Origin of the sequence: Sorangium sp. So ce145 (assembly GCF_051525985.1) — a bacterium.
Classification (GTDB): Bacteria; Myxococcota_A; Polyangia; order Polyangiales; family Polyangiaceae; genus Sorangium; species Sorangium cellulosum_B.
In genome coordinates, this window is the sequence record NZ_CP150315.1 from 8,794,444 (window position 1) to 8,818,730 (window position 24,287).

The following is a 24,287-nucleotide window of genomic DNA, read 5'->3' on the forward strand; positions in this document are numbered from 1 at the left end:
ATTTGCCCGAGCATTGGCGGACATCTGGCGACGCATCGGCGATAGTTGTCCTGGGTTCTGGCGGCGGCGCCTCCCGCCACGTCGGAAACTACATCGATGGCTGTGTCTGGGAAGCGCAAAACCGCCAGCTCGATCGCGTGCCCAGCCGCGCTGTGTTCGAGGGCATGCGCATGCACACCTCCACCATGTACGAGTTTGGGACTTTATCGAGTATGCCGGCGATCTGTTCTTGCCGGATGAGGTCGTAGAACATTGAGGGCGTCGGCGGCCCGCCCGATCCGCTCCAAGATCTCGCCCATTTCCTCGTCGGAGGTGTCGTGCTCGACCCCGACGTACTCGCGCAGCTCCGCTGTGTACCCGGCGCGCCGCAGCTCGGCGATCGAGGCGCGCGCGCCTTGGGTCGGCACCGCCAAGTCGGAGGCGCCGTGGAAGGCCGTGACCGGCGGAAGCGTCGCCGGGCGCGGCTCCGAGGTGAGCGCCGCCGACGGGTAGAGCGACGGCGGGAGCAGGCCGCTGATGGGGAAGGCGGCCGCCAGCGCCTCGGGGTGGGTGACCGCCAGGGCGAAGGTCATGATGCCGCCCTGCGAGAAGCCGGTGACGAGGGGCTTGCCGACAGTGGGGCGGGCGGCAACCAGGGCGGCGAGCGCGGCGGCGATCCGATCGGCTTCCCGTGTGACCAGGGGGGCTGCGACGTCCTCGCGGACCGAGTCGTACCAGATGTACATCCCGCCGCTCGGGTGGCCGTACGGGAGGATGAGCCGGGCGCGGCGGCTGTAGCGCCGGAGCATCTGTAGGAAGTCCGCGGGGTCCCCGCCCATGGGGTGCAGCGCGACGATCATCGGCACCCGCTCGTCGGGTCGCGCCCCGCCCGTCATGTGCTCGAGGTAGCGCACGCCCGCGATCTCGCCCCGGGTGGTGCTCCCCGGCGCTCCCGCCGGCGGCGGAGGCGCGACCGGCCCCGCTGACGGCGTCTCCGACGACGGACGCGCGGCCGCCGACCCCGCTGGGGGCGCCGGGGCCTGCTCGCGGCTGCACCCAGCCCCCGCCAGGAGGACAACGCCGATGGAGAGGAGCAGGCGCAAGCGAAGGGGATCGGCCGGCGGGTGGCGCATCGGGACAACAGTACTCCGATCGCGGGGGCGACGCCGCGCGCAGAGCGACGCACGGCCTCTCGCGTTCGTCCGCAGAGTCGACTGCGCTGCAGGGCTCCACTGGCGGGGCTCGTTCATGGGGAATGACGAACTCACGCCTCGCAGGCCGCACGACACCCTCGGCACGTGTTATGCTGGCGTCCTGCATGCGCGCAGTTCGAGTCGTTTCCTGGTGCGCTGTATCCGCTCTCGCGGGGCTCCCTGCGTGCGGTCAGCCACGCGCGTTCGAGCGGCCGATACCTCCCCCAGCGGAGGCCGCGCCCTCGAGCGACGCTCGGCCCACAGCGTCGGCACCCGCACCGGCCCCGACGAGCCTGCCCCCTGCCGAGCGCCCGCGCCTCGTCTCGGTGCGCGGCACGTATCGGCTCGCCGGCGAGATCAAACCCTATCGAGCCAAGCCTGCAATCGCTCTGCTCGACGACGGGCGCGCGCTCATCACCGGCGGCCATGTCTCGGATGCGCATTGGAGCCAGGTCACCTCGGAGTCGGCCTTGATCGTGGACGAAGATCTGCAGTCGGCGCATCCCGCGACCTCCATGCACCAGGCGCGCGCCGAGCACACCGCCACCAGGCTCTCCGACGGCCGAGTGCTGGTCGCAGGCGGCACGCGTGTGGAACGCCTGACGGCCGATCCGCCGGCCCTCGCCGGAGTCGAGATCTTCGACCCGAAGACCGGGACCTGGACGGAGGCGGCGCCGATGCACGAGGCCCGCCGGCGTCACGAGGCGATCCTGCTCCGTGACGGTCGCGTGCTCGTCGCAGGTGGAAGGGACCGGGGCGACGTCGCGCGTGGCGCCGAGGTCTACGACCCGCGCGCCAATCGCTGGTCGGCGCTCACCGACTTGTCTCGGGCAAGGTTCTACTCGGCGCTGGTCGAGCTGCGCGACGGCCGCGCGATCCTCATTGGCGGAAATGTCTATGGCGCTGGCGCCATCGACAACGTCGACATCTTCGACCCATCGCGCACGGCTTGGAAGGCAGTCACCCCCATGCCAAAGCCGCGATGGGAACACCGGGCCGTTCTTCTCCGCGACGGCCGGGTGCTCGTGGCGAGCGGGGCCCATTGGTTGGGCGACGCCACGCGCTGCGATATCTACGATCCGGAGCGCGACCAATGGACCACGACAGACCAGCCGGACGTCCGCACGGAGCCGTTCTTGGTCTCCCTGGGCGACGGGCGCGTGCTCTACACCGGCGGAATGAAGCCCGCGTTCCAGGACGCGAGCGGGACCATTCACCCTGCCGAGGCGCTCACGAATGGATTCGCCTACGATCCCGTCAAAAACGCTTGGTCACCGTTCACGCCGCTCCCGGAGGCGCTCAAGTATGGAACGCCGATCATCCGGCGGGACCGATCCCTCGCCTTCTTCAGGCCGGGGAGTCGAACGCTCGTCCTCGAGTGATCCGTGGACGCGGACTATCATCCAGGCCGCGGCGGTGACGACCCGGAACCCGGGCGCGGTCTCGTCAGCCGACGGCGAGATCGCGTCCGGAACCCGCGGACCGTGATGGCCGTCTACAGCGAGGGACGTGCGCGAGGAGATGGGGCGGCTGAAGACGCTGATCGAGGCAGAGCACCTCGTGCGCCCGGCGCAGCGCGCGTCCCCGATGAACGATGCGAAGCCGGCTCTTTGACCGCAGGGCTTCACGAACGAGAAGCTCGGAGGCCCGTGTCCACACCGCAACGGTTGCGTGCGCCGGCCGTCGCGACGCGCCGCGAACCGCGACGGCCACCGTTTGGACGAGCTCAGTAGGGTACAGCTATACGGTAGGTTGCCTTCCGCTTGGTGCTATGTCGCGGTGATCCCAGGCGTTTCAGGCGTGGAAGACCTGCCTCATCGCATAAGGCCCGTCCTGCCAATGAATTCATACAGTCGAACTGCACGAGTCAGGAGCGGCCATGTGAACGTTGACATTGTCGAGCCGAGTTTGCTTGTCCTATCCGTTTGCGTCACTGCAATCTCGACGCGCGAGCGCCAAGGTGGCCGCTGCGGTTCGGAGGAGCAAAGATGAACCTTTCTCACATTTGGGTGATGGGCGTCGCACTGGGCGTCTCGCTGGCTTTCGGAGCAGGCTGCTCCGGAACCGGCGATGACGGCGGAGCCGGAACGAGCAGCAGCGGCGCGGTCAGTCCTCCAGGTTCGGGCGGCGTCACATCCGGCGGAGGAGCGGGCACCGGCGGAGGAGCAGGCACCGGCGGAGGTGAGGTCGGCGGCAATGGCGCAGGCGGAAGCGGCAGCGCAACCAGCGCGGGCGGCAGCGCCGCGGAGGGCGGGGCTACCTCGGGTTCGGGCGGTGAGGCGGGTGAAGGCTCCGGCGGGGCCGCGCCCATCGATTGCGATTCCGATGGGGCAGTGATCACCTACCCTGCCCTCCCCGGCGCCCCTGAGAGCCCGCTCTATACGGTGACGGCCAACGGGGCGCCGCAATTCGTCGAAAAGATGACCAAGTTTGGCCAGGAGATGCAGGTGCACTACGCCCACTTCGGCGTGGCGAGCGGCTGCAAGGCGACCGTCGCCGTCACGGTGAACGGCGGCTTCAACTCCTACACCTTGAGCCCGAAGAGCCGTATGCTGTCGGCGACCAAGAGCGGCGACACGCTCACCTTCGACAGCGGGCCCAACTACTTGATCCTGCAGATCGCCTCCAAGGAATTGCTGTTCGTCCTCATCGACGACCAGGAGGTCGATCCGCCGAAGCTGGGCGATGCCGACGTGAAGAACCTCGCAGACTACGACGTGGACAACACGGGCGCTGCGCTCGTCACCTCCAAGGTGCAGTCCGCCATCGACGCCGCCGCCGGATCCGCGCAGAACATCCTGTACGTGCCTCCCGGCCGCTACAAGACCGGGGAGCTGTGGCTGAAGAGCGACATGATATTGTATCTGGCGGCCGGCGCCATCCTGGACGGCTCGACCAGCACGGGCGACTACAATCGCACGGGCGCGCCGGCCGTCGAAAATACTTCCCACGGCGTGGTTCACATGAACAAGGTGAGCAACACGAAGATCCTCGGTCGGGGAGTGATCGACGGCAACGGTTCGAGGATCCGTGGCACCGACAACGATACACCCTCTTTCAAGATCAACACCCTCCGGATCGACGACAGCACGGACGTGCTGGTCGACGGCATCGTCGTGCGCGATCCAGTCTTCTGGAACACGCTGATCTTCGACAGCGACAGGGTGACCATCCAGAACCTCAAGGTGATCAATCGCCGTCCCACCACGACAGCCTACAACCAGACCGACGGAGTCGATTTCGACTGCTCCACGAACGGCAAGCTCTACAACGCCTTCATCTACAGCGGCGACGACAGCATGTCGCCGAAGCGCGAGCAAGAAGGCAAGCTGGACACCAAGGGCATCCTCTATGAGAAGGTGGTCGCCTACAGCAACTCAGCGGCGACGAAGATCGGGACCAAGACCTACGGTCAGGTGATGGAGGATATCACCTTCAAGGACATCGATGTCGTCAAGGCCGGCCGGGCCCTCGGGATCAACGCGGACGACACCGCTGTCATCCAGAACATCACCTGGCAGGACGTCAGGATTGAGACGGTGGACGACAAGATCATCGACTTCGAAGAAGATGCGACGGCGACCTGGCGCAACGCTCCCAACCGGGCCACGGTCAAGGAAGTGTTCATCAACAATGTTGCCTCTGCCGTGAACAAACAGATCTACATTCACGGCAAGTCGAGCACCGTGAACATCAATGGGATTCACTTCGACAATTTCACCATCCAGGGCAACAAGGTCACGAGCCGAAACGGCTGGAACGTGAACCAGTACGTGTCCAACATCACGTTCAAGTGACAAACGCCGAAAGCCAGCTCCTCCTGGGTTGGCTTTCCCAGACGCTCGTTGCGTGGGCAGGCAGCGCCTGTTGCTCGCGCGGGCCAGGTGCTCGGGGACGCCGCGTGGCCGCAAGAACATCCCGGGCCAGACCAACTCCCGGAGGGCGATGTGTGCCCGCAGCACGCCGATGCGCCCCTTTGCACGCTCTGCGCCGCACGGGGCTCGCTGTTTCGACCCATCCATGGGCACGCCGAAGGACCGTCGTGCCCGTAGGGGCGATCTCGCGCAATGCGTGAATCATCTGAAGGGCTGCCACGAACTACCAATACAGCATGCAGGTCGCCGGACGCGTACCGAACTACGATGGTTGATATAGATCATGGCTTGGACATGCCCCTCACCACGCGCCCTCGGCTTCGACCCATCATCGCGCTCGCGGCGCTCGCCTGTCAGGAGGTGCCGCGCGCTGCCCCAGGAGCTCGCGGGCCCACCGCGCCAGCTGGCACCGAGCCGGCGCCGGCCGCGCCGATCGCGGCGGAGACCGCCGAGCCGGCGCCGGAGCCCGCGCCGCTGCCCCCGGTCTCCCCAGGGCTCGAGCTGCAGGACGAGCCTTATGCAGAGGCGCGCGCGAAGTTCAAGACCAAGCTCATCTCCACGGATCCGGCACCTCAGAGCTACCAGAACGTCCCGCCGCCCCCGGGCGCGCGCGAGATATCGTATCTCTCCGGCGGCCTCAAGCTCAAGGCATGGGTCAGCGAGCCCCCGGCCGACGGACGCCGCCTGCCCGCGGTCCTGTTCCTGCATGGTGGGTTCGCCTTCGCCGGGAAGCCGTTGCCCTCGCCGCGACACCGTGATGGGCTCGCGCCCGTGAGCGAAGAACCCCACGCTCGCCCGGCGGATGAAGACCTATTTCAATAGAGATCTCCCCCCCTCGACAAGCTCCGGGTGCGGCTGCGCATCCGGGCATGGATCACTTTACGTGTAAGTTATTCATTCCCCATGAACGAACCCCGTCAATGGATCCCAGCAGCGCAGTCGAGGTGGCCGCCGCGACGTCGTGTCTCACTTCGCCGATCGGGCGAGGAACGCTTCCAGGTCGCGCAATGCCTGTTCTTCCCGGCGCCCCATCTGGTTTCGATCGGCCCGAACCTCGCTGATGAGGCGCCGGGCCTCCGCGCTCGCCGCCTCAGCCTCTGGCCCGAGGTGATGGGCGATGCCGCCGTGCAGCCACGCGCGACTGGCCTGCAGCATCCTGACCTGCGCCATCGACGCGAGCCCCTCGCCGCTCCCCGTCGCGCAGGACCCGAGCTGCCATTGCCACTCCTCGGCCCGACCCAGATGGATGATGGCCTGCTCGAGGCGCGCCCGCTCGATCCCCTGCCGTACGCGGCGCTGCACCTCCCGCGTCAAGTCGTCGGCGCCAGCATCGACGCCCACCAGATGACGAGCCCAGAGCTCCTCCACGCTGCGCAAGCCAAACACGCTGTCCCAGTACGTCTGTCCCGTACACTTCGTAGTCAGCTCAGCGACCTCCCGACGAAACGCGGCCTCGATCGGATCGTCCTGCGGCTCGATCCCCGGCGGGCCAGAGCCTTCGAGCCGCTGCAGCGGCGCCTGCACGGAGGGCTCGATGGTGAGCTGCCGATCCTCGTGGACCTCACGCGCCAGCGCCTGAGCCTGAGCGGAGCTGTCGAGCGCCTCTGAGAGCTGCCCATTACCATCTCGTTCAACCATGGGTAGATCCTACTTTCTCGTTTCGTCCCCGATTCCAGCCATGCGCCGGCGGCGCGACGCTCAGTCGTCCGCGCCCCTGCCGCGCAGCACGCGGGCGACGAGCGATCGCAGCGTCCCTATCCCGAGGAGGCGGACGAAGCCGAGCGTCCCGGCCACCGCCGAGAGGACGAGGAGCCACAGCGGCCCATGGAAGAGGCACGCTCTCCAGAGTGGCCACGCCCCCGGCATCGCGAGCCGCGCGAGCTCGAAATCGAAGGCGGGCAGCGTCCCCCGCTCAAAGATCCCGATCACCAGGCCGACCGGCGTGAGGACCAGCGTCAAGAACGCGAGCACCTGGTTCAGGAGCTCCGCCCGCCGGTCCGAGAGGTACTCGTCGATCTCGGTGATCTCCGCCTTCACCTCGTCGAAGAGACCCCCGATGTCGAGCGCCGCCCGCAGGCCGCAGTAGAACCGATCGTGCCGCTCCTCCGAGCTGATGTGGCCGACGCTGAACCTCGCGGTGTACTGGAGCAGCGACAGCCGCATCCGACCGAAGACGCGCGCGTCGGGACGGCTCGAGAGGCGGGCGCACTGGCTCGACAGGTTCAAGAGGAAGAGCCGCTCGTGCTCGACCAGGATCCATTTGTACACATATCGTTCGAGCACGGCCATGTCGAACTGCCCGAGCTGTCCCGGCGGGTCGAGCGGCCAGAGCAGCCATGTCACCCCGATGGGCGAGAACAGGCAGAGCTCCCGCGCGGAGGGCTCCCACATCGCCTTGTGCCCCTCGATGCGGCAGTCCTCCTGCGAGGGCTCGATCGGCTGATCGCTGCCGTGCGAGAGCCGCAGGCGGTAGCGATCCGCCGGGCCCGGCATCGCCTCCGTGAAGAGGACGTTCACCGCCATGGGGTTTGGCCAGCTGCCGATCGGCGCCTCGACGGGCAGGCCTGGCACGAGCAGCGTGAGCCAGTCCCGCAGCGTCGTGCCCTTGATCGCGGCCTTCTCCGCCATGGCGACGAGCGGGTGCGGGCGCGTCTCGCCGTCTCGCCCCGCCTTCCGCCGGGGCATGCGCTCCGGCAAGAGGTGGTTGTACCCCCGCCGCACGACCGCCGTGTAGAAGTCCTGGAACGCGCCCAGCGTGAGCGTCGTCGGGCGCACGCCGAGCACCACGAAGACGTGGCCTGTCTCGATCACGTAGAGCCGCGGTGGGACCACGACCTTGAACGGCATGCCCGGATCTCTGCCCCTCTCGGACGGCTTCTTCTGGACCGGAGCCCTCGATTCGTCCCCGTCCGCTTCGTCCGCCGAGGCAGGCGCGGCGGCCCGCTGCGGCTTCGGCGGGCGCTCGAAGACCCAGCGCGCGCGCGGGTCGAACAGGTTGCCGAGCGTGGCCGTGGGCTCGTAAGCGCGGAGGAGGCGACCGGCCTGCACCTGGACGTTCAGGTGCGGGAGCAGCGTGGGATCGTCGATGCGCTTCGGGCGAAAGTTGCCTTCTGCGAGGAGTCGGCGCTCGAACGCCTCGAGATCGAAGGCGCCCTGCTCGCTGTCGGGGTGCCGGTAGGAGACGATGAGGAACAGCGTCGACCGCTGTCCGATGGGAGCCTCGCCGGCGGTGAGGGGCGCCTCGTCGAGCGGCTCAGCGGGGAGCATGGCCCTTCGCCAGGACACGGCGCATCGCGCCGGATCCCGCCGGACGCCCCTCGCGATCGGGCACACCGATCCACGCGCGGCACGCGGAAGATGGAACCGCGCGCGGGGTTCGGGCGCACGTGGACATGAAAGCCTTCATTCGAGGCGAATACTACGTGCCGTTGGCCTGCGGAGCACAGATTTCGGCTGGCCGACGTGTTCTACCACAGGACCCTCCCTCACCCGCGGATGACCCTGTACCAGGAACAGCCCGGGAGCGACAGACAGGTTGAACCTGGCGGCGCCGGACGCTTTGCCGCCGCTGCCATGAGCGGAGGGCGCCAGGGCGAGGGTTTCCGGCAGACGACGAGCCAGGTGACGTTCCAGGCCGCTCACCCAGCGCCGACGCGGCGGCCGCCGTACTGGGGTTCGGGGCGCAGGGCGCCGGAGGCGACCCGGCGCGCTGGAGACCACCGCGCTCGTGGCTCGGCTCGAGCCGACGTCCGAGCAGCGCACACCCCTCTCTGCCCTCGCCGCGTCCCGGTGAGCAGGTTCTACCTCCCGCGGCGGCCTCGAAGGCGCAGGTGGCGCAGCTCTTGAGGTGAGCGCCTGCCAGCGCCTTGACCACCTGCCGATCGGCGGCCGATAACAAGCCCACGATCATATCCACGTCTTGCTCTACGGCTGCATCCAGCAGCCAGAGCAAGACGCTGGTTGTCGGGCAGAAGGCTGCCCATCGCTTCTCCTTGCTGCCCAGGATCAGACGCTCCCGCAATGACTTCCCATGCAGCGTCACAGCTGTCTGTTGCCCTGAGACGGAGTTTCAGCTCACGCGCGAGCGGGTCCATCGTTTCATCTACCTTCCACAGGCGAACCAGGGTCAGGTTGCCCCAACCACGGGGTCGCCGCCTGCGTTATGCGCTACGGCCGCGAGCGGACGCAGAGGACGTGCAGCGTGCTCTCCAGAGTAAAAGTTGCCGTGACTGAGGTCGCCTCGGCGGTGCCGGTGGCAAAGTCGAGCATCCAAGCCGAATTCGAGTCGGTGGCCTCGAGCGACGAGGTCCAGAAAATGATATGCCCGGATACCGCTGCTGGAAAGCTGGGAAAGGCGCTTTGGTCGATCCATGGACCATTTGGCTTTGAGTCGAAGATGAGAGTATGCAGCTCCTTCAAACTGGGAACTCGAAAACCACCCCCATCCAATTGCAACCCTGCACACATCGAAGCGGCATCAGCGTAAGTTTGCTTGCTCGTTGCTCGCGTCCAAGTGAGGCCGGTGCCCAAGTCCCGCGCCAAGTCAGGTGTGAGCTCGTAGCGACTGCCGTCGCTGTCGGGGACCCCTCCCCCGCGAACGCACCGCACCCTGTCCGGGCCCGCGCTGGTGGGCGATCGCACACGAAGGCCTCCATCACTGCCAAGGCGAAAGAGCCGCTCAGGGTTTCCCGACCAAAGTACAAGTTCACCGTCTATATCCGGAAAGGCCCCTGGGTCGAAGGAAGGAGGCTTTCTCTGTAGTTCGAGCAAACTGACCCCTTCAACTCGGGTGGGCAGTCGCCAATCACAGTGCCCGCCCAGGCTGAGTTCAGCGCAATATTCCGCCGCATCCTCATCTGTGAGTGAAACCGACGCTAGTTGCCGCTGCCAGTCGAGTCCGGTGATCTCGTCGTGGGTGACCTCCTCGTCCACCCGATATTGAACGGAATGGTCTTCCCCGGTCGAGCCGGGCATCGGCCACCGCGCCACCTGGAAGAGAGCAGGATCGGAGGAGGAGCAGTTCTCGGTGCCGTCGTTCTCGGTGCCGTCGTTCTCGGTGCCGTCAGGGCTCTCGGGTGAGGTCGGATCCTGGTCGGTACTGCAATTCTCCCCGCAGATCTTCGGCGAACTCGCCTCAGACGAGTTGTCACAGCCCACGAGTGTGAACCCCAAGAAAAGGAAAGGGGCGAAGATCGACCGCCCCTGCCCTCGCCTTCTCTTCTTCTCATCAACGGATGGCATCAAGGTAGATTGAACCATTGTAAGGCGCATTCAAGTAGAAATCGACGCCGACTTCTCTGGCGGATAGCAAGAGCAAACGCGTTCCGCGAAGTCAAGACTCCCGGAGCCGTTCCTGACTCGTGCAGTCCGACTGTACGAGCTCATCGACAGGACGGGCCTTCTGCGATCAGGCAGGCCTTCCACTCGTGAAGCGCGGCGATCCGACGCGGCGCCTCCGCGACGCGTCGGACGATGCGCTTTTCCCGGCCGAAGCCGACGCCGTCGGTTGGCCAGCCTCGGGTGCGGAGCCGGCGGGATGAAGATGGGGTCTCACCGTCGAGACCATTCCCCGTCGCAGAAATTGCGTGCGGCTGGTAGAAACGAGTGATGGCTGCGCTTCGATCGGATTTTCGAAGAATTGACGTCCGACGAGCAGGAGGCAATTTCCAATCGATTGGCGTGTGCGGTGGGCGAGCGCCTCCTGTCGCGAGACAACCATCCGCTGAAGCACAGAGAGCTGAAGTTCACAGGCGGAGCGTGGGCTGACTTCGAGCTCTTCTCGGTTCGCTGAGTCCAGCCACCTCGGCTGGGGTCGCGTGGGTCAGCTCAGGGCCGCGGTGAGCTTGGCCAGCTGTGCAACGCCCTCCTGGAGCGTGATCGCCCGCGCGCCGAAGCGTCCGGTGTAACTCGAGTCGTCCACGAGGTAAGGTTGTTCCCATTGGGGCAGCATCTCCACGATGCCGCCCGCCGACCTGGAGAACAGGCCTGCCACGCGCAGGAGCCAGCGTTTGGCCACGATCGGGCGCACCGCCACGTGCATGGCATGGGCCACCGCTTGCACGAGCTCGCGCTGGCTCACGTGGATGACCGGCGCATGAAACACCCTGCCCTCCACGTCGTCGCCCGCGAACGCCAGCTTGATGAGGCCGTTCACCACGTCGTCGCGATGCGTGAAGGCGTGCGGCGCGTCGGGGTCGCCGATCAGCATCGGGCGCTTCCCGTTCTTGAGCCCGCGCAGGCCGTCGCGCGTGAGCAGGGCGCTTTTGAGATCGGGCCCCCAGAAGTCGCTGGCGCGGAAGATCACCGCGCGCAAGATGCCCCCGCGCTGCGCTGCCGTGTACAGGTCGGCGATCTGCATGCGGATCTTCCCCTTCTCGGTCTCGGCCGCATGGCGCGTGTCGGGCGAGAGCGGGCCCTCGCGCAAGGTGTACAGGTAGAGCGCGTCGAGCAGCACCAGGCGCACACCGGCACGGCTCGCACCCTCGATCAGGCCACGGTGGAGCGGAGGCAAGGTCTCGGCCCAGACGTCGGCGTCGTAGGTGGCGGGATTGACCGCGGCGATCATGGCGTGCGCACCACGCGCGATCTCCGCGAGCGCCTCGCCATCGCGAGCGTCGACCGAACGGTGCTCCACGCCCATGGGCATGGAAGCGGGCTTCGTGCGGCTGCACCACGTGACCCGGTGGCCATCTGCGGCCAGTTGCTCCACCAGGGGCGTGCCGATCTGGCCAGCGCCGACCACCACGATGTGCCTGGGGCTCTCCGTTTCTCTGCGCTTCGACATGGGGACCTCTCCTCGGTCCTCAACATGTCCTGCCCTCGATCATGCCGACAATCGATTCTCGGCCTATCATGTATGCTTACAAAGCATGGATGCCCCCGTCGACCTCTTGCCTGCCCTGCTCGCCCTGCTCGAGACCGAGAGCGTCACGCTGGCCGCTCGCCGCATGCGCGTCGGCCAGCCCGCCATGAGTCGCACGCTCGAGAAGCTGCGCCAGGCCACGGGCGACGAGCTGCTCGTGCGCACGGGCAGAAAGCTCGTGCGCACCCGGCGGGCCAGCGAGATCTTGCCCGAGGTGCGCTCGCTCCTTTCGGGCGCCCAGCGCGTGCTCGGTCCACCCAGCGCGTTCGTTCCGCACACGGCCCAGGGCGTGGTCACGTTCGCGCTCGGCGACGACATGCAGGCCGTCCTGGCGAGCCATTTGCTCGAGCGCATGCGCGCGGCGGCGCCCGGGCTCGACATCCGCGTGCGTCCGCTGGTGCTCGAGAGCGCGCACGAGGCCGTGCGCGGCGTGGTCGATCTGGCGGTGATGCCCGACCTGCGGGGGCAGGTTCGCATTCCCATGCTCGACGAGCTGGTGCTGAGCGCGCAGTACACGCGCCGCTTCGTCACGGTCACACGCAAGCGTAAGAAGCTCACGCTCGAAGCGTTCCTCGCGGCCGAGCACGCGCTGGTGTCGCCAGGCGGCGAAGAGGGCGGCTACGTCGACGACGCGCTGCGCGCCCTGGGCAAGCGCCGGCGCGTGGCGGTGACGGTGCCGGGCTTTCAGGCAGCCATCACGCTCGTGCGTGAGCTGGATCTGGTCGCCACGCTGCCCGACGACATCGTGCGCGTGCTTGCTCCCCGTCTGCACCGTCAGGCCTGTCCCGTGAGCACGCCCGAGCTGCCCATGTGCGTGGCCTGGGCCCGGCGCTTCAACCAGGACGCGCGTCACCGCTGGCTGCGCGAGCTGGTGAGCGAGGTGGTGCGCGAGCTCGGCCGCGGCTTTCCCGGGCGCGCGGAGTGACGAGCGAGCGGCTTCGAACGGCGCCCCGCGGCGGGAGGTGCTACCCCCTCGCCCCACCGTGAGCCACCGCGTTCCGCAAGAGCAACCCCCCGCCCCGCCCTCCCCCGGCGGCCGGACCTCGTCCCCGCCCGCGTCGGGGGGCCCGGTCCGCTTTCCCGAGGAGCTGCCCATCTCGGCGCGGGTGCGCGACATCGCCCGGGCCATCGAGGCGCACCAGGTCGTGATCGTCGCGGGCGAGACCGGCTCGGGCAAGACCACGCAGCTGCCCAAGATCTGCCTGGCCATGGGCCGCGGCCTCTCCGCGCGGATCGGCGTCACGCAGCCGCGCCGCATCGCCGCCACCAGCGTCGCGGCCCGCGTCGCCAAGGAGCTCGGCGTCGAGCTCGGCAAGGAGGTCGGCTACAAGATCCGCTTCTCGGACAGGACGAGCCCGGCCACCTACGTCAAGTACATGACCGACGGCATCGTCCTCGCCGAGATCCAGGGCGATCCGCGGCTCTCGGGCTACGACACGCTCATCATCGACGAGGCCCACGAGCGCAGCCTCAACATCGACTTCCTGCTCGGCTACCTCAAGCGCCTGCTGCCGAAGCGCCCGGATCTCCGCGTCATCGTCAGCTCCGCGACGCTCGAGACCGACCGGTTCGCGGCCTACTTCGGCGGCGCCCCGGTCATCGAGGTCTCCGGCCGCACGTACCCCGTGGAGGTCATCCACCGCCGCCCGGAGAGCGGAGAGGCCGAGGTCGCCGACGCCGTCGCCGCCACGGTCGAGGAGATCACCTCGATCGATCCGCGCGGGGACATCCTCGTCTTCCTCCCGGGAGAGCGGGAGATCCACGACACCATGGCCGAGCTCACGCGCCACGGCCTGCCGCACACCACGCTGCTGCCGCTCTACGGGCGGCTCCCTCAGGGCGACCAGCAGCGCGTGTTCCAGTCGTTGCCGGGGCGGCGGATCGTGCTCGCGACCAACGTCGCGGAGACGTCGCTCACCATCCCGGGCATCGTGTACGTCATCGACTCCGGGCTCGCCCGCGTCAACCGCTACAGCCCGCGCACGGGCGTCACCCAGCTCCAGATCGAGCCCATCTCGCGCGCGAGCGCCGATCAGCGCAAGGGGCGCGCGGGCCGCGTGCAGAGCGGCGTGTGCTTCCGGCTCTACGACGAGCAGGACGACAGGGCGCGGCCCGCGTACACCGATCCGGAGATCCTGCGCGTCGGCCTCTCGGGCGTCATCCTCCAGATGAAGGCGCTCGGGCTCGGCGCGATCGAGGATTTCCCCTTCCTCGACGCGCCGTCGAAGCGCGCCGTGGACGAGGGCTACCGGGTCCTCGAGGAGCTCGGCGCGCTCGACGACGCGGGCGAGCTCACGGACATCGGCAGGAAGCTCGCGCGGCTGCCGCTCGATCCGCGGCTCGGCCGGATGGTCCTGGGCGGCGAGAGCGAGGGGGCGCTCGCCGAGGTGCTGATCATCGCCGCGGCGCTCGGCGTGCAGGATCCGCGGGAGCGGCCGCTCGCCGCCCAGAAGCAGGCCGACGACGCGCACCGCAAATTCAAGGACGAGGCCTCCGATTTCGTGGGGCTGCTGAAGCTGTGGAGCTTCTACCAGGACGCGCAGGGCCGGCTGACCCAGAACCAGCTCAGGAAGGCCTGCCGCGACCATTTCGTCTCGTACCTCCGCATGCGCGAGTGGGCCGACGTCCACCGGCAGATCAGCCGGATCACGAAGGAGATGGGGTTCTCGCCGAACGACGCGCCCGCGAAGGGCGACGCCATCCACCGCGCGCTCCTGCCCGGCCTGCTCAGCCGCATCGGCATGTGGAACCAGGAGAACAAGGTGTACCTGGGCGCCCGGCAGACGCGCTTCCAGCTCCACCCGTCGTCGGGCCTCGCGAAGAAGCCACCCGCGTGGATCATGGCCGCCGAGCTGGTCGAGACGTCGCAGCTCTTCGCCCGGATGGCGGCGGCCCTCGATCCCGCGTGGATCGAGGCCGCGGCCGGGCCGCTCTGCAAGCGCAGCCACAGCGACCCGCACTGGGCCGCGAAGCCGGCGGCCGTGATGGCCCGGGAGCAGGTGACGCTGTACGGGCTGCCGATCGCGCGGGATCGACGGGTCGACTTCGGGGCGATCGACCCGAAGTCCGCGCGCCAGATCTTCCTCGTCCACGCGCTGGTCCGGCAGGAGTACGCGACGCGCGCGCCGTTCATGGAGGCGAACCGGCGGCTCTTCGAGGAGGTCAGCCGGCTGCGCGACAAGGCGAGGAGGAGCGAGATGCTGGCCGACGAGCACGCGCTCGAGCTCTTCTTCGACCGGCGCGTGCCCGAGGGCGTCTATAGCGGCAAGACGTTCGAGGCGTGGCGGAAGGAGGCCGAGGCGGAGGACCCGCGGGCGCTCCACCTGTCGCTCGCCGACGTCCTGCTCGACGAGGCCGCGGACCTCACACCCGAGCGCTTCCCCGATGCGCTCGACCTCTACGGCGCCGCCGTGCCGCTCTCCTACCGCTTCGATCCGGGCGAGGACGACGACGGCATCTCCCTCTCGCTGCCGCTCGTGCTCCTGCCGCAGGCCGATCCCGACGAGCTCGAGTGGATGATCCCCGGGTGGCACGCCGAGAAGATCGCGCAGCTGCTCGAGTCGCTGCCGAAATCGCTCCGCAAGGCGCTCGTCCCGCTCGCCCCCCTCCGCGAGGTCGCCCGGGAGATCGCGGCGGAGCTACGGCCGTTCCAGGGCCCGCTGCGGCCGGCGCTCGCGCGCGCGGTCGAGGACCGCACCGCCGAGCGCGTGCCCGCCGACGCGTTCCGGCCCCAGGATCTGCCGCCGTACCTGCGCTTTTATTTCCGCGTGCTCGACGAGGACGGCCGTGTGATCGGCGAGGGGCGCGAGCTCCGGGAGCTCAAGGAGCGGCTGTCCGGCCGGGCGCGCGAGGCCTGGGCGAGGGTCGGCAAGGCGGGCCTGGAGCGGGACGGGCTCACGTCGTTCAGCGTCGAGGCGCTGCCCGAGCGCGTCCAGGTCGACGCCGGGCGCCACAAGGTGTTCGGCTACCCGGCGCTGATCGACGGGGAGACGTCCGTGTCGGTGCGCGTGCTCGCCTCGAGGGCCGCGGCGGCCGAGGCGACGCGCGCCGGGCTGCGGCGGCTCCTCTTGCTGCAGCTCGGGGGCAAGATGAGCCAGCTCGAGCAGCCGCTGCGGAGCGCCGTGGCCGTGAGCGGCCTCGGCGCCAAGGTGGCCCCGGGCGAGCCAGGCCTCGCCCGGCAGATCGCGCTGCGCGCGCTCGACGAGGCGTTCCAGCTCGGCGATCCCGGCGCCTTTCCGAGGACGAAGGCCGCGTTCCAGGCGCGCCTGGACAAGGGCCGCGGGTCGCTGCAGGGCGTGCTCGGGAAGCTCGCGGGGCTGGCGCGGGAGATCGGCGTCGAGCTCGACCGCGTGCAGGCGATGCTCCGGTCGATGACGGGCAAGCCGGGCGCGCCCCGGCCGGCGCTCGACGACGTGCGCACGCAGGTCGACTTCCTGCTGCCGGTCGGGCTCTTCTCGCGCGCCCCGATCGACCGGCTCGCGCACCTGCCCCGGTACCTGCGCGCCGCGCAGATCCGGCTCGAGCGGCTGCCCAACGGGCCGCAGAAGGACCAGAGCAAGGCCGCGCAGGTGCTGCCGTTCTGGCAGGACTACCTCAAGCACCAGCAGGGGCTGCGCGACAAGGGGGTGCCCGCGGAAGAGCTGGAGTCGTTCCGCTGGCTGATCGAGGAGCTCAGGGTGTCGCTCTTCGCGCCCGAGCTGAAGGCGGCCGTCCCTGTCTCGCCGCAACGGCTCACGGAGCAGTGGAAGCGGCTGCTGGGATAGCTGCGCGATGAGCTCAAGCGCAAGCATCGGTGATGCGGCAATGCGCGCGGCTCGCGACCCGACCGCGCGCCTCAACCCCACAACGCCATATCGAGAAAATTGATTCAAATATCCAGGCAGTTTCGCCCCGGATCCAGAGAAATCGCTCAGGAATCAAGCGAATCGTGTTGCTCCGAATCGTACCCGCTCGGTGCGCACACGGCCAGGCTCGGCTTCCGGCTGCCGGCCCGTCCGACATCACGCGAATTTCCGTGCCGGTCGCCGGTGTTTTGAGCGCTCGAGGCCCTCAGCAGAGGAGATGTCGCGCCCACCTGCCGAAGCCACTCGAACGTCCGCACGACCGCGGGACGTACGATCGCGTGCGCGTCGCTCGACGCCCGCAACTCCACGGGGGAGCGCCCGAGCTCGTGTCGAAAGGAGCGAGTGAAGCTAGTCTCGCTGGCGAAATGGCTCTCGAGCGCGATGTCGAGGATTCGCATGTGGCGGTGAGCGGGAGAGGTCAAGAGCCCCGTAGGCTGTGGAGTGAACGCGGCCTCATCCTCGGATGCGACGAGGCGCTCACGCACAAGCGGAACAACGTCCGACCGGGGCGAAGGGAGGCGTCCATGCCGAAACGACCTGCACTGACGACGCCGAGCGCCGCCGCTGCCGAGCCGAAGCCGACCAGCCGCGCAAAGAGAGCGCTCAAGCCCTTGACCTCAGGGCTGCCTCATCGTCGATGCATGGATAAGTTGTTGGTATAGCGTCGTTTTTCCAGGAGGGCCGGATCGCATAGAAGAATATTCTGTGAACCCAGGGCAGGTCCAGCAGTTGGGGCTTGACGTCTCCGAAACATTTCGGGCTTCCTTCTCTTGGGGAGATCGGCACATGGCGCGGACAGGGCGGTGGGCATCGGTTCTGGGTTGGCTCGTCTCCTGTGCAGCGGGATGCGCGGAGCCCGTCGTACCTCTCGATGCCAAGCCGCAGCCCACCGCCGATGCCAGCACATCGGCGAGCGATTCCCACACGCTCGAGTCGCTCGAGGGCGCGCTCGCTCCCTACAAGCTCGTGCTCTCGCAGGTCGACACCCGTTTCGACGGCACCGTCCAGGAGAAGTACACGCTCGCGCGCGATGGCATCCCGGTGCGCGGCGCGGGCATTCGAGCCATCCGCGGCACCGACAGCGCCCACGTCGTGCGCTGGCTCGCGCTCTCCGACGACGCGCGTCGCGTGAGCATGGTGCCGGGCATCAATGCGGAGCGCGCGATCGAGCTCGCCGAGAGCACGCCCGTGATCATCCGCGATGTCCCGTCGGGCGCGGTCGACGGCGCGCCGATTCGCGCGGATGTCGCTCCTGCGATCGTCGCGCCGCCTCGACTGCGCGGGGCGCATCCTCGGCTCGCGCTGGAGGCCGAGCTCGACGATCTCGAGGTCACGGGCGACCCGACGTTCGAGCCGCCGCCGCGATCGATCCGTTCGCTGCGGCTCACCTGGCGTGTCGACCTCCTCGAGGGCGACGCTCGCCTTCCCAGCGACATCGCGGTGATCGACGCCCAGACCGGAGAGCGCGTGAGGAACGAGCCCGCAGCGTCGTCCGATCAGGCGGTCGGGCTCGGGTATTTCTCGTCGCCGGTGCCGCTCGAGGTCCAGTCGGTGCAGATCGGCGGCCTGCCCGCGCCCGATGGCAGCCAGTGCCTTGCCGACATCACGCGCACCTCGAGCACACCGAGCAGCGACCCGTGCGGCGCCATCGGACCGGGCATCCACACGTTCATCGAGCTGCCTCCGTACAAGAGGTTCCCGGCATCGATCGTGCGCGTGACCGACACCGACGGGGAGTTCGGCGATCGCACGTTGATCGCGAGCACGGCCGATGCGTTCGGGGAGGCCGGCCGAACCACCGCGGCCGACGCGCACTACTCGATCGGCGCGTCGTACGACTTCTTCCGATACCACTTCGGGCGCACCCGTCTCGGCGTGACCGACTCGATCGAGGTGCGCACCAACTCGATCGAGCCCACGTACATCTGGAATGCGAGGTGGGTGCACGAGTCGAACATCATCGTGATCGGTCAAGCGCGCTTGACCAACCAGGACTCGCGCCCCGCCGCCGATCCCGAGTGGCTCGGGCACGAGTACGGGCACGCGCTGATCGACGCGCAGGTCGGTCCGCCGCTCGAGAACACCGAGCTCAACGCGCTGCACGAGGGGATCAGCGACATCTTCGGCGTGCTCATCGACGCCCACGCGACGCGCGAGCTGAGCGGAGGCGCGGGCGGCTTCGGACACGGGACCTTCTCGAGAGTCGCCGAGCCGGTCGCCTGGATCTGGGGCAATCGCATCTATCCGAATGACTACCGCTACTTCGATCGCCCGAGCCGTCAGCAGTACGCGATCGACGCTTATAGCCCCGCGATCGCGACGGGGATCGAGAACGGATCCATCGGCGCGCACTACGCCGGCGGGATCGTGCGGCGCGCATTCTACTTCGCGGCGTACGGGGTCGCGACCGCGCCCAACCCGTTCGGGCCGCCGGTGTACAACACCAGCTCGTACCTGCCGGACGGCCTCGAAGGCATCGGCCTCGATCCCGCGCTGCGCGTGCTCTACGAGGCTCTCGTCGAGGAGCTCGACCCCGGCGATCGCCTGACGTTCTCCTCGATGCGCGCGGCGATGGTGCGCGCTGCGTCGCGCCGCTACGGGTTCTGCTCCGACGACCAGAAGGCGATTGAGGATGCGTGGGCCGCGGTGAACGTGGGGGACGTCGCCGATCGCGTCCCGCCCGCGACCGGCGTCAGCGTGCGGCAGTCCACCGAGGGCGTCGTGGTTGACGTGACGATCGACGAGGCGCGCGTGTTCCACCCCCCGAGCGCGACGCTCTTCGTCGACGGCGTGGAGCGCGGGACCTTCAGCCCGGAGCTCGTGAGCCTGGGCTCGCAAGGCGCACGATACACCGCGAGCCTCACCCTCGACGCGGAAGAGCTGGGAGACGGGACTCACGCGTTCGAGCTCCGCGCCGACGACGGATGCGAGAACGATACGACGAGCACCGCGCTGTTCGCGGTCGACGCGGCCGGCCCGAGCGGAATCAGCGCGGTCGATCTCCAGAGCTCGCGCACCGCGCGGCGCTCGTTGCGAATCAGCGCGGCCGATCCCCACGGAGTCGTGTCCTACGTCGTCGACGTCGGGCCGCTCTCGAGTGGGACCAGGATTCCTGCGAACTCCGAGTGGCGGCTGATGAGCGATCCGATCTCCGAGCTCGTCGAGTTCGACTTCTCGGCGGTGCCTCACCAGCTCACCGAGATCCGCGTCACGGCGACCGACGGGCTGGGCAATCACTCGGTCACCTCGTTCCCGTATCTGATCGATCGCGCCGCGCCGAATCAGTGCCACGTCACGCCGTGGTTCCGCGCCGAGGCCCCGCGCACGATCGTGGTGCCGTTCACCGCCACCGACAGCCTGGTGCCCGGCTACGGAACGCGCATCCAGCGACTCGTGCTATCCATGGACGGCACCGAGCTGTGGTGGGCCGATCGTGCGGTGAGCGGTGAGCACGCGCTGAGCGTGTACGGTCCGAACGGCGAGTCGGCCGAGATCGGCCGCGAGGTGTCGAACGCCGCCGACGGCACCCACACGTTCGAGGGTCGCTGCCTCGACTCGTGGGGCAACGAAGGACGAGACACCGCGACCTTCACCATGACGACGGTGCCGGTGCTGAGCACGACCTACACGACGACTCGCGCGACGCTCACGTTCCGCCTCGATGCCCGCGCCGAGTCACCGCTCTCGACCATCGAGCGCATCCGCTTCTACGAGGGCGGCGCGCTGCTCGCGGACGGGGCCTGCACCCCCGCGGGGCGCGTCTGCAACGCGTCGTACTCGGGCACCTTGGCCGCGGGCGCGTCGCGCACGATCGAGGTGCGCACCTGGGACGCCGAAGGGCGCGAGCGCATGGCGCAGCGGACCATCACGATGCCGCTCTGTCCCGATTGGAGCACGCTCTGCGGAGGCGTCTGTCGCGATCTCCGTTCCGACGAGAGCCACTGCGGCTCGTGCTCGAACGCGTGCGGCTCGTCGATGGTCTGCGAGAACGGCGCGTGCGTCGGCGACGGGCCGCTGCGCTTCACGATGACGTGGGACCGTCCGGGCGACATGGACCTGCACGTCGTCACGCCGAACGGCTCCGAGATCTACTTCGCGAACCGGTTCGGACAGAACGGGCAGCTCGATCGCGACGATCGCACCGGCACCGGGCCCGAGAACGTGTTCTGGAGCACCACCGCCCCGCGCGGGACGTACCTCGTGTGCGCGACGCCGTACTCGATCAGCGCGTCGACCAGCTACACGATCGGCATCCATCGCACCGGTGCATCGACGAGCACCCGCACCGGGACCCGCACCGCGACGAGCGGGTACGTTCCGTGCTCGCGCTCATCGCCGTATTTCGTCGGAGAGTACGTGGTTCCCTGACACGCGGTGAAGGTAGACGTTGCCCAGCAGCGGCGACAGGACCGAGCCCAGCACCGTCCCGTCCTCCGGCGCAGAAAACTCCGCACCGTCGAGGCCCCCTACATGCAAGCACTTGCCGATCAGCCGCAGCAGCGACTTGTCGGCGACCCGAGCCTGGAGCATCTCGATGTCGGCCTCCAGGATCCATTCCACCCCGCCGAGCAGCGCCGCATCCAATGACTCGAGTGACGGCGTCGCGGCTGGCTCCGACGGCGAAAGCGCAGCTCGAGAGCGAGCGACAGCGAAACCGTCTGGTCCCTGCGCGAGCTCGACCCGGACGGAAACCTCGCCTTCAAACGAGACTTGACCCTGCCGCTCGGGACCGAGCTCGGCTCCACGGGTTGCGCCACGGTCGTCGAAGGTCCCGCTGGCTTCGTCGGACAATGGAACAGCCTCCAAGGCCAGAGCGTCCTCGTGACCTTGAATCGCGATAGCGAGGAGACGAGCCCGCCCGACCTCCTCGAGCTTCCCGAAGGTGCCCCGGGCGCGCTCGTCGGCATCTTGGGTGAGGAGCTCCTTTTTTCCGGCCAGCTGGTGGACCACACCAATGCGATCACGCGCCTCCGGCAGGACGGTGGACCCGGAGGTCCAACCTATCCTCTGCCGAATTGGCCCGCGTCGACGAGGATCCATTTCGAGATGCTCGGCGTCGAAGGCGGGTCCTCGTTCATGGCCTACCCGATCGAAAGCGCTCGCGTCATCGAACGGGTCGACTGTCCGCGAGCCCAAGCCTATCTCCCTGGCCGGCTCGACGTCAGGATGGGCTCTAGCGAACGGATACCGATGCGCTGATCCTGGGATTCACGATGCGGTGTTCGGCGATCACCGATGCGAGGTTGCCCGGGGCCCCTCTCGCCATCCAAGGAGCCCCGTTGGTCACGCGGCGCGGAGCCGCCGCCGTCGTCCTGGCGCTCAGCGTATCTGCCGGAGGCGGCCGACGAGGCCATCCGCCTCGTCGTTCGGCCCCGAGGCGAAGAACAAGCTCGGGTTGGGGCCGGGCGCGGGCGGGAAGGTGAGCCCCCAGAGACCGTCGATGACGAGAGGCTCGCTGCCACCGTCGGTGCAGCGCTGGAGCTGATCGATGAATTCGCCCGAATCGAAGTCGAAGGAGCTGATGTGGCCGTCGCCGAAGTTCCCGACGAGGAGGGTCTCGCTGAAGCGTCCCAGCCTGCGCGGGGCCCTCACCATCGCCCACGGGGCGTTGAGCGGCCCCTCCGAGGCGAAGCGCCGGATGAACCTTCCGGTCAGCGAGAACACGTCGATGAAGCCGTTGTCGGGCTCGTTGTCGATGCCCCCTGGCTCCCGCAGCGCGAAGGACACGTACACTTGACCTTTGATGACCTCGACGTTGAACGGCGCGAACTGGCTGTTCTGCGTGGCTGGCACTCCGGGCGAACAAGGCTCCGTCGTCGAGGAGATGCAATCGTCGGTGAAAGAATCGAGGAACTGGTACCGTCCGTTGTACCGCTCGACTTTCCCGCTGACGAAGTTCGCCAGATAGAGGAAGTCGCGCCCTGTCTGGGCGCTGTGCCCGATGGCGAGGCCCTTGTAGACGGCCGATTTACGGGAGTTGTCGATCACGATCCGGGCCTCGGTCAGATCGACGAACGGGTTCCACGCTGAGACCGCCCCGTCCTCGCTACATGTGAGGAAGAGCGCGGATAAATCGAAATTTCCGGGAACCGCGAAGCTCGATGTCTTGTTCAGGACGAGGCCCGTCGGCGCCGACATGGAGCTCTCCACCGCGGCCGGAATATCGATGATGAGCTGCGGGCTGCCGACCGGCTGACCGTTGGTCTGGTAAACGGTGACCACCCCCGTCCCGTTGTCCGCCACCCAGAGCAAATCCCCCGCCGACGCCTGGATCCCCCAAGAGTTCACAAGATTGGAATCGACGACTTGCGCGTTGAAACCGGTCCGATTCGCGACGAGGTTCCGCTGCCGAAAACAGAGGTCGCTCTCCGTCGCGCCGACGTCCGTCGCGCCGACTTCCGCCGCGGACAACGCCAGTGCCGCGAGGGCGCATCCGCCCACCAAAGCGCTCGCTTTCATGTGTATCCTCCCCAGCTCCGAAAGGTAAACGGCAGAGCGAACGGATAACCGCACCACCGCATGAAAAGCCCCAGGAGCGCTCTACTAAGGCCTCATGAGACTTCTTCGTCAAGCAGGAATCGCCGACGCACCTGCACGCGAATATCGCTTACGACACCGGAATACCAGGAGCGATAGCCGCTTCGACCGCGCAACGCGCGACCGCCCATGACCCGCCGCGGAGCGGCAAGGTGGACGCTCCGTTTCGACTGAGCGGTGAGCCCCGGCGCGAGGTCTACGGGCTCGACGTCGGCGGCTGGGCTAGGGCGGGTCCACGCCTTCCGAGGCGGTGCGACCCGTCGTCACGATCCTCCGGGATCCCGACAAAAATGACGAATCGCGACAGTTCGGCACCGCACTTTCGTCCTCGGGGGACGCGTGATTGGGCGGCGCCTCCACGGTCCCGCTCACCCCCTGCCCACGGCCGGCGGCATCCACGTCTCCCCCGTCTCGCAGTCCACGTGCCGGAGCGCCACGCGCTTGCGATCGATCTCGACCACGCCGAAGACGATCGGCAGCAGAAACCGGCGCGGCCCGATGGATCCCGGGTTGAACGCCGTCAGGCCACGATCGCGGCCCATGAAGGGAACGTGGGAGTGCCCGCACAGGACCAGCGACGCGCCCACCTCGGCAGCCAAGCGGATCACGTCGGCTCGGAGCTTGCCGCCGTAGAGGGCGATGTGGAGGAGCAGGGCGGTGAGCACCGTCTCGTCCCCATCGCGGATGTCGAGCGCGATGGAGTCGGGGATGTCGGGCGCATGGACATCGATGTTGCCGCGCACCGCGGAGAGCGGCGCGATGCTCCGGAGCCCATCGAGGACCGTGAGCGCGCCGATGTCGCCGGCGTGCACGATGTGATCGGGCGTGAGCGCGGCGATCCGCCGGGCGCTCTCGGCGTGCGGGTGGCTGTGGGTGTCCGCCACCGCGACGAGGCGCAGGGACCCATCGCGGAGCTGGATCGTCTCTCGGCGGTGCACGCGCTTGGCCATGCGCGGGTTTGTAGTCGTGAAGGCCGCGCCTGACCAGCTCGTCACGC

Annotated in this window: 15 protein-coding genes; 6 read left to right on the forward strand and 9 right to left on the reverse strand. The window is 68.2% G+C overall.

The window, feature by feature from the left end; all coding sequences use genetic code 11:
• Nucleotides 1-203: 203 nt before the first annotated feature.
• Nucleotides 204-1,112, reverse strand: a complete 909-nt coding sequence (locus tag WMF34_RS32570; protein ID WP_231864363.1) for an alpha/beta hydrolase — start codon at nt 1,110-1,112, stop codon at nt 204-206.
• A gap of 386 nt (nt 1,113-1,498) precedes the next feature.
• On the opposite strand from WMF34_RS32570, the gene WMF34_RS32575 reads away from it, so the two are divergent.
• The 3 genes from WMF34_RS32575 to WMF34_RS32585 all read left to right on the forward strand — a co-directional run bounded on the left by WMF34_RS32575 (nt 1,499) and on the right by WMF34_RS32585 (nt 5,869).
• The gene (locus WMF34_RS32575; protein WP_437990255.1) at nt 1,499-2,554 is read left to right on the forward strand and encodes a Kelch repeat-containing protein; all 1,056 of its coding nucleotides are present in this window, start codon (nt 1,499-1,501) and stop codon (nt 2,552-2,554) included.
• 606 nt (nt 2,555-3,160) lie between these two features.
• Complete coding sequence (locus tag WMF34_RS32580; RefSeq protein WP_437990256.1) at nt 3,161-4,969, forward strand: glycoside hydrolase family 28 protein; 1,809 nt, start codon at nt 3,161-3,163, stop codon at nt 4,967-4,969.
• Between the two features lie 372 nt (nt 4,970-5,341).
• Nucleotides 5,342-5,869, forward strand: coding sequence for a hypothetical protein (locus WMF34_RS32585; RefSeq protein ID WP_437990257.1), 528 nt, complete (start codon nt 5,342-5,344; stop codon nt 5,867-5,869).
• Between the two features lie 144 nt (nt 5,870-6,013).
• Here the strand turns inward: WMF34_RS32585 and WMF34_RS32590 are convergent, their stop codons facing one another.
• The 4 genes from WMF34_RS32590 to WMF34_RS32605 form a co-directional block, all read right to left on the reverse strand.
• A complete protein-coding gene (locus WMF34_RS32590; protein ID WP_157907062.1) occupies nt 6,014-6,571 on the reverse strand; it encodes a hypothetical protein in 558 nt (185 codons plus the stop codon).
• A gap of 174 nt (nt 6,572-6,745) precedes the next feature.
• Nucleotides 6,746-8,314 (reverse strand): hypothetical protein, encoded by a 1,569-nt coding sequence (locus WMF34_RS32595; RefSeq protein WP_437990258.1) that lies wholly within the window; start codon nt 8,312-8,314, stop codon nt 6,746-6,748.
• A 900-nt stretch (nt 8,315-9,214) separates the two neighbouring features.
• Nucleotides 9,215-10,306, reverse strand: a complete 1,092-nt coding sequence (locus tag WMF34_RS32600; RefSeq protein WP_437990259.1) for a DUF1566 domain-containing protein — start codon at nt 10,304-10,306, stop codon at nt 9,215-9,217.
• A 562-nt stretch (nt 10,307-10,868) separates the two neighbouring features.
• Nucleotides 10,869-11,831, reverse strand: a complete 963-nt coding sequence (locus WMF34_RS32605) for an NAD(P)H-binding protein (protein ID WP_437990260.1) — start codon at nt 11,829-11,831, stop codon at nt 10,869-10,871.
• Between the two features lie 85 nt (nt 11,832-11,916).
• Here WMF34_RS32605 and WMF34_RS32610 point away from each other — a divergent pair, with 85 nt between their 5' ends.
• Complete coding sequence (locus WMF34_RS32610) at nt 11,917-12,834, forward strand: LysR family transcriptional regulator (protein ID WP_437990261.1); 918 nt, start codon at nt 11,917-11,919, stop codon at nt 12,832-12,834.
• Between the two features lie 58 nt (nt 12,835-12,892).
• On the forward strand, nt 12,893-16,672 hold the full coding sequence (gene hrpA / locus WMF34_RS32615; RefSeq protein WP_437990262.1) for an ATP-dependent RNA helicase HrpA: 3,780 nt from the start codon (nt 12,893-12,895) through the stop codon (nt 16,670-16,672).
• Nucleotides 16,673-16,818: 146 nt separating this feature from the next.
• Here hrpA and WMF34_RS32620 read toward each other — a convergent pair whose 3' ends face one another.
• Nucleotides 16,819-17,151, reverse strand: a complete 333-nt coding sequence (locus WMF34_RS32620; protein WP_044966347.1) for an AraC family transcriptional regulator — start codon at nt 17,149-17,151, stop codon at nt 16,819-16,821.
• A 568-nt stretch (nt 17,152-17,719) separates the two neighbouring features.
• On the opposite strand from WMF34_RS32620, the gene WMF34_RS32625 reads away from it, so the two are divergent.
• Nucleotides 17,720-21,121: a M4 family metallopeptidase gene (locus WMF34_RS32625; protein WP_162144026.1), complete on the forward strand. Its 3,402-nt coding sequence runs from the start codon at nt 17,720-17,722 to the stop codon at nt 21,119-21,121.
• On the opposite strand, the gene WMF34_RS32630 is transcribed toward WMF34_RS32625, so the two are convergent.
• The 3 genes from WMF34_RS32630 to WMF34_RS32640 all read right to left on the reverse strand — a co-directional run bounded on the left by WMF34_RS32630 (nt 21,083) and on the right by WMF34_RS32640 (nt 24,240).
• Nucleotides 21,083-21,793 (reverse strand): hypothetical protein, encoded by a 711-nt coding sequence (locus WMF34_RS32630; RefSeq protein ID WP_437990263.1) that lies wholly within the window; start codon nt 21,791-21,793, stop codon nt 21,083-21,085. The two genes, WMF34_RS32625 and WMF34_RS32630, sit on opposite strands and share 39 nt — an antisense overlap.
• A gap of 279 nt (nt 21,794-22,072) precedes the next feature.
• Nucleotides 22,073-23,269 (reverse strand): TIGR03118 family protein, encoded by a 1,197-nt coding sequence (locus WMF34_RS32635; protein WP_437990264.1) that lies wholly within the window; start codon nt 23,267-23,269, stop codon nt 22,073-22,075.
• Between the two features lie 389 nt (nt 23,270-23,658).
• Nucleotides 23,659-24,240: a metallophosphoesterase family protein gene (locus WMF34_RS32640; protein ID WP_437990265.1), complete on the reverse strand. Its 582-nt coding sequence runs from the start codon at nt 24,238-24,240 to the stop codon at nt 23,659-23,661.
• Nucleotides 24,241-24,287: the final 47 nt, after the last annotated feature.

Excerpts from the sequence above, each read along its gene's own strand:
- WMF34_RS32610 (WP_437990261.1), top strand. The coding sequence starts at position 11,917 with ATGGATGCCCCCGTCGACCTCTTGCCTGCCCTGCTCGCCCTGCTCGAG.
- WMF34_RS32595 (WP_437990258.1), bottom strand. The coding sequence starts at position 8,314 with ATGCTCCCCGCTGAGCCGCTCGACGAGGCGCCCCTCACCGCCGGCGAG.
- WMF34_RS32630 (WP_437990263.1), bottom strand. The coding sequence starts at position 21,793 with ATGGATCCTCGTCGACGCGGGCCAATTCGGCAGAGGATAGGTTGGACC.
- WMF34_RS32640 (WP_437990265.1), bottom strand. The coding sequence starts at position 24,240 with ATGGCCAAGCGCGTGCACCGCCGAGAGACGATCCAGCTCCGCGATGGG.
- WMF34_RS32600 (WP_437990259.1), bottom strand. The coding sequence starts at position 10,306 with ATGGTTCAATCTACCTTGATGCCATCCGTTGATGAGAAGAAGAGAAGG.
- WMF34_RS32580 (WP_437990256.1), top strand. The coding sequence starts at position 3,161 with ATGAACCTTTCTCACATTTGGGTGATGGGCGTCGCACTGGGCGTCTCG.
- WMF34_RS32620 (WP_044966347.1), bottom strand. The coding sequence starts at position 17,151 with ATGCGAATCCTCGACATCGCGCTCGAGAGCCATTTCGCCAGCGAGACT.
- WMF34_RS32570 (WP_231864363.1), bottom strand. The coding sequence starts at position 1,112 with ATGCGCCACCCGCCGGCCGATCCCCTTCGCTTGCGCCTGCTCCTCTCC.
- WMF34_RS32605 (WP_437990260.1), bottom strand. The coding sequence starts at position 11,831 with ATGTCGAAGCGCAGAGAAACGGAGAGCCCCAGGCACATCGTGGTGGTC.
- WMF34_RS32585 (WP_437990257.1), top strand. The coding sequence starts at position 5,342 with ATGCCCCTCACCACGCGCCCTCGGCTTCGACCCATCATCGCGCTCGCG.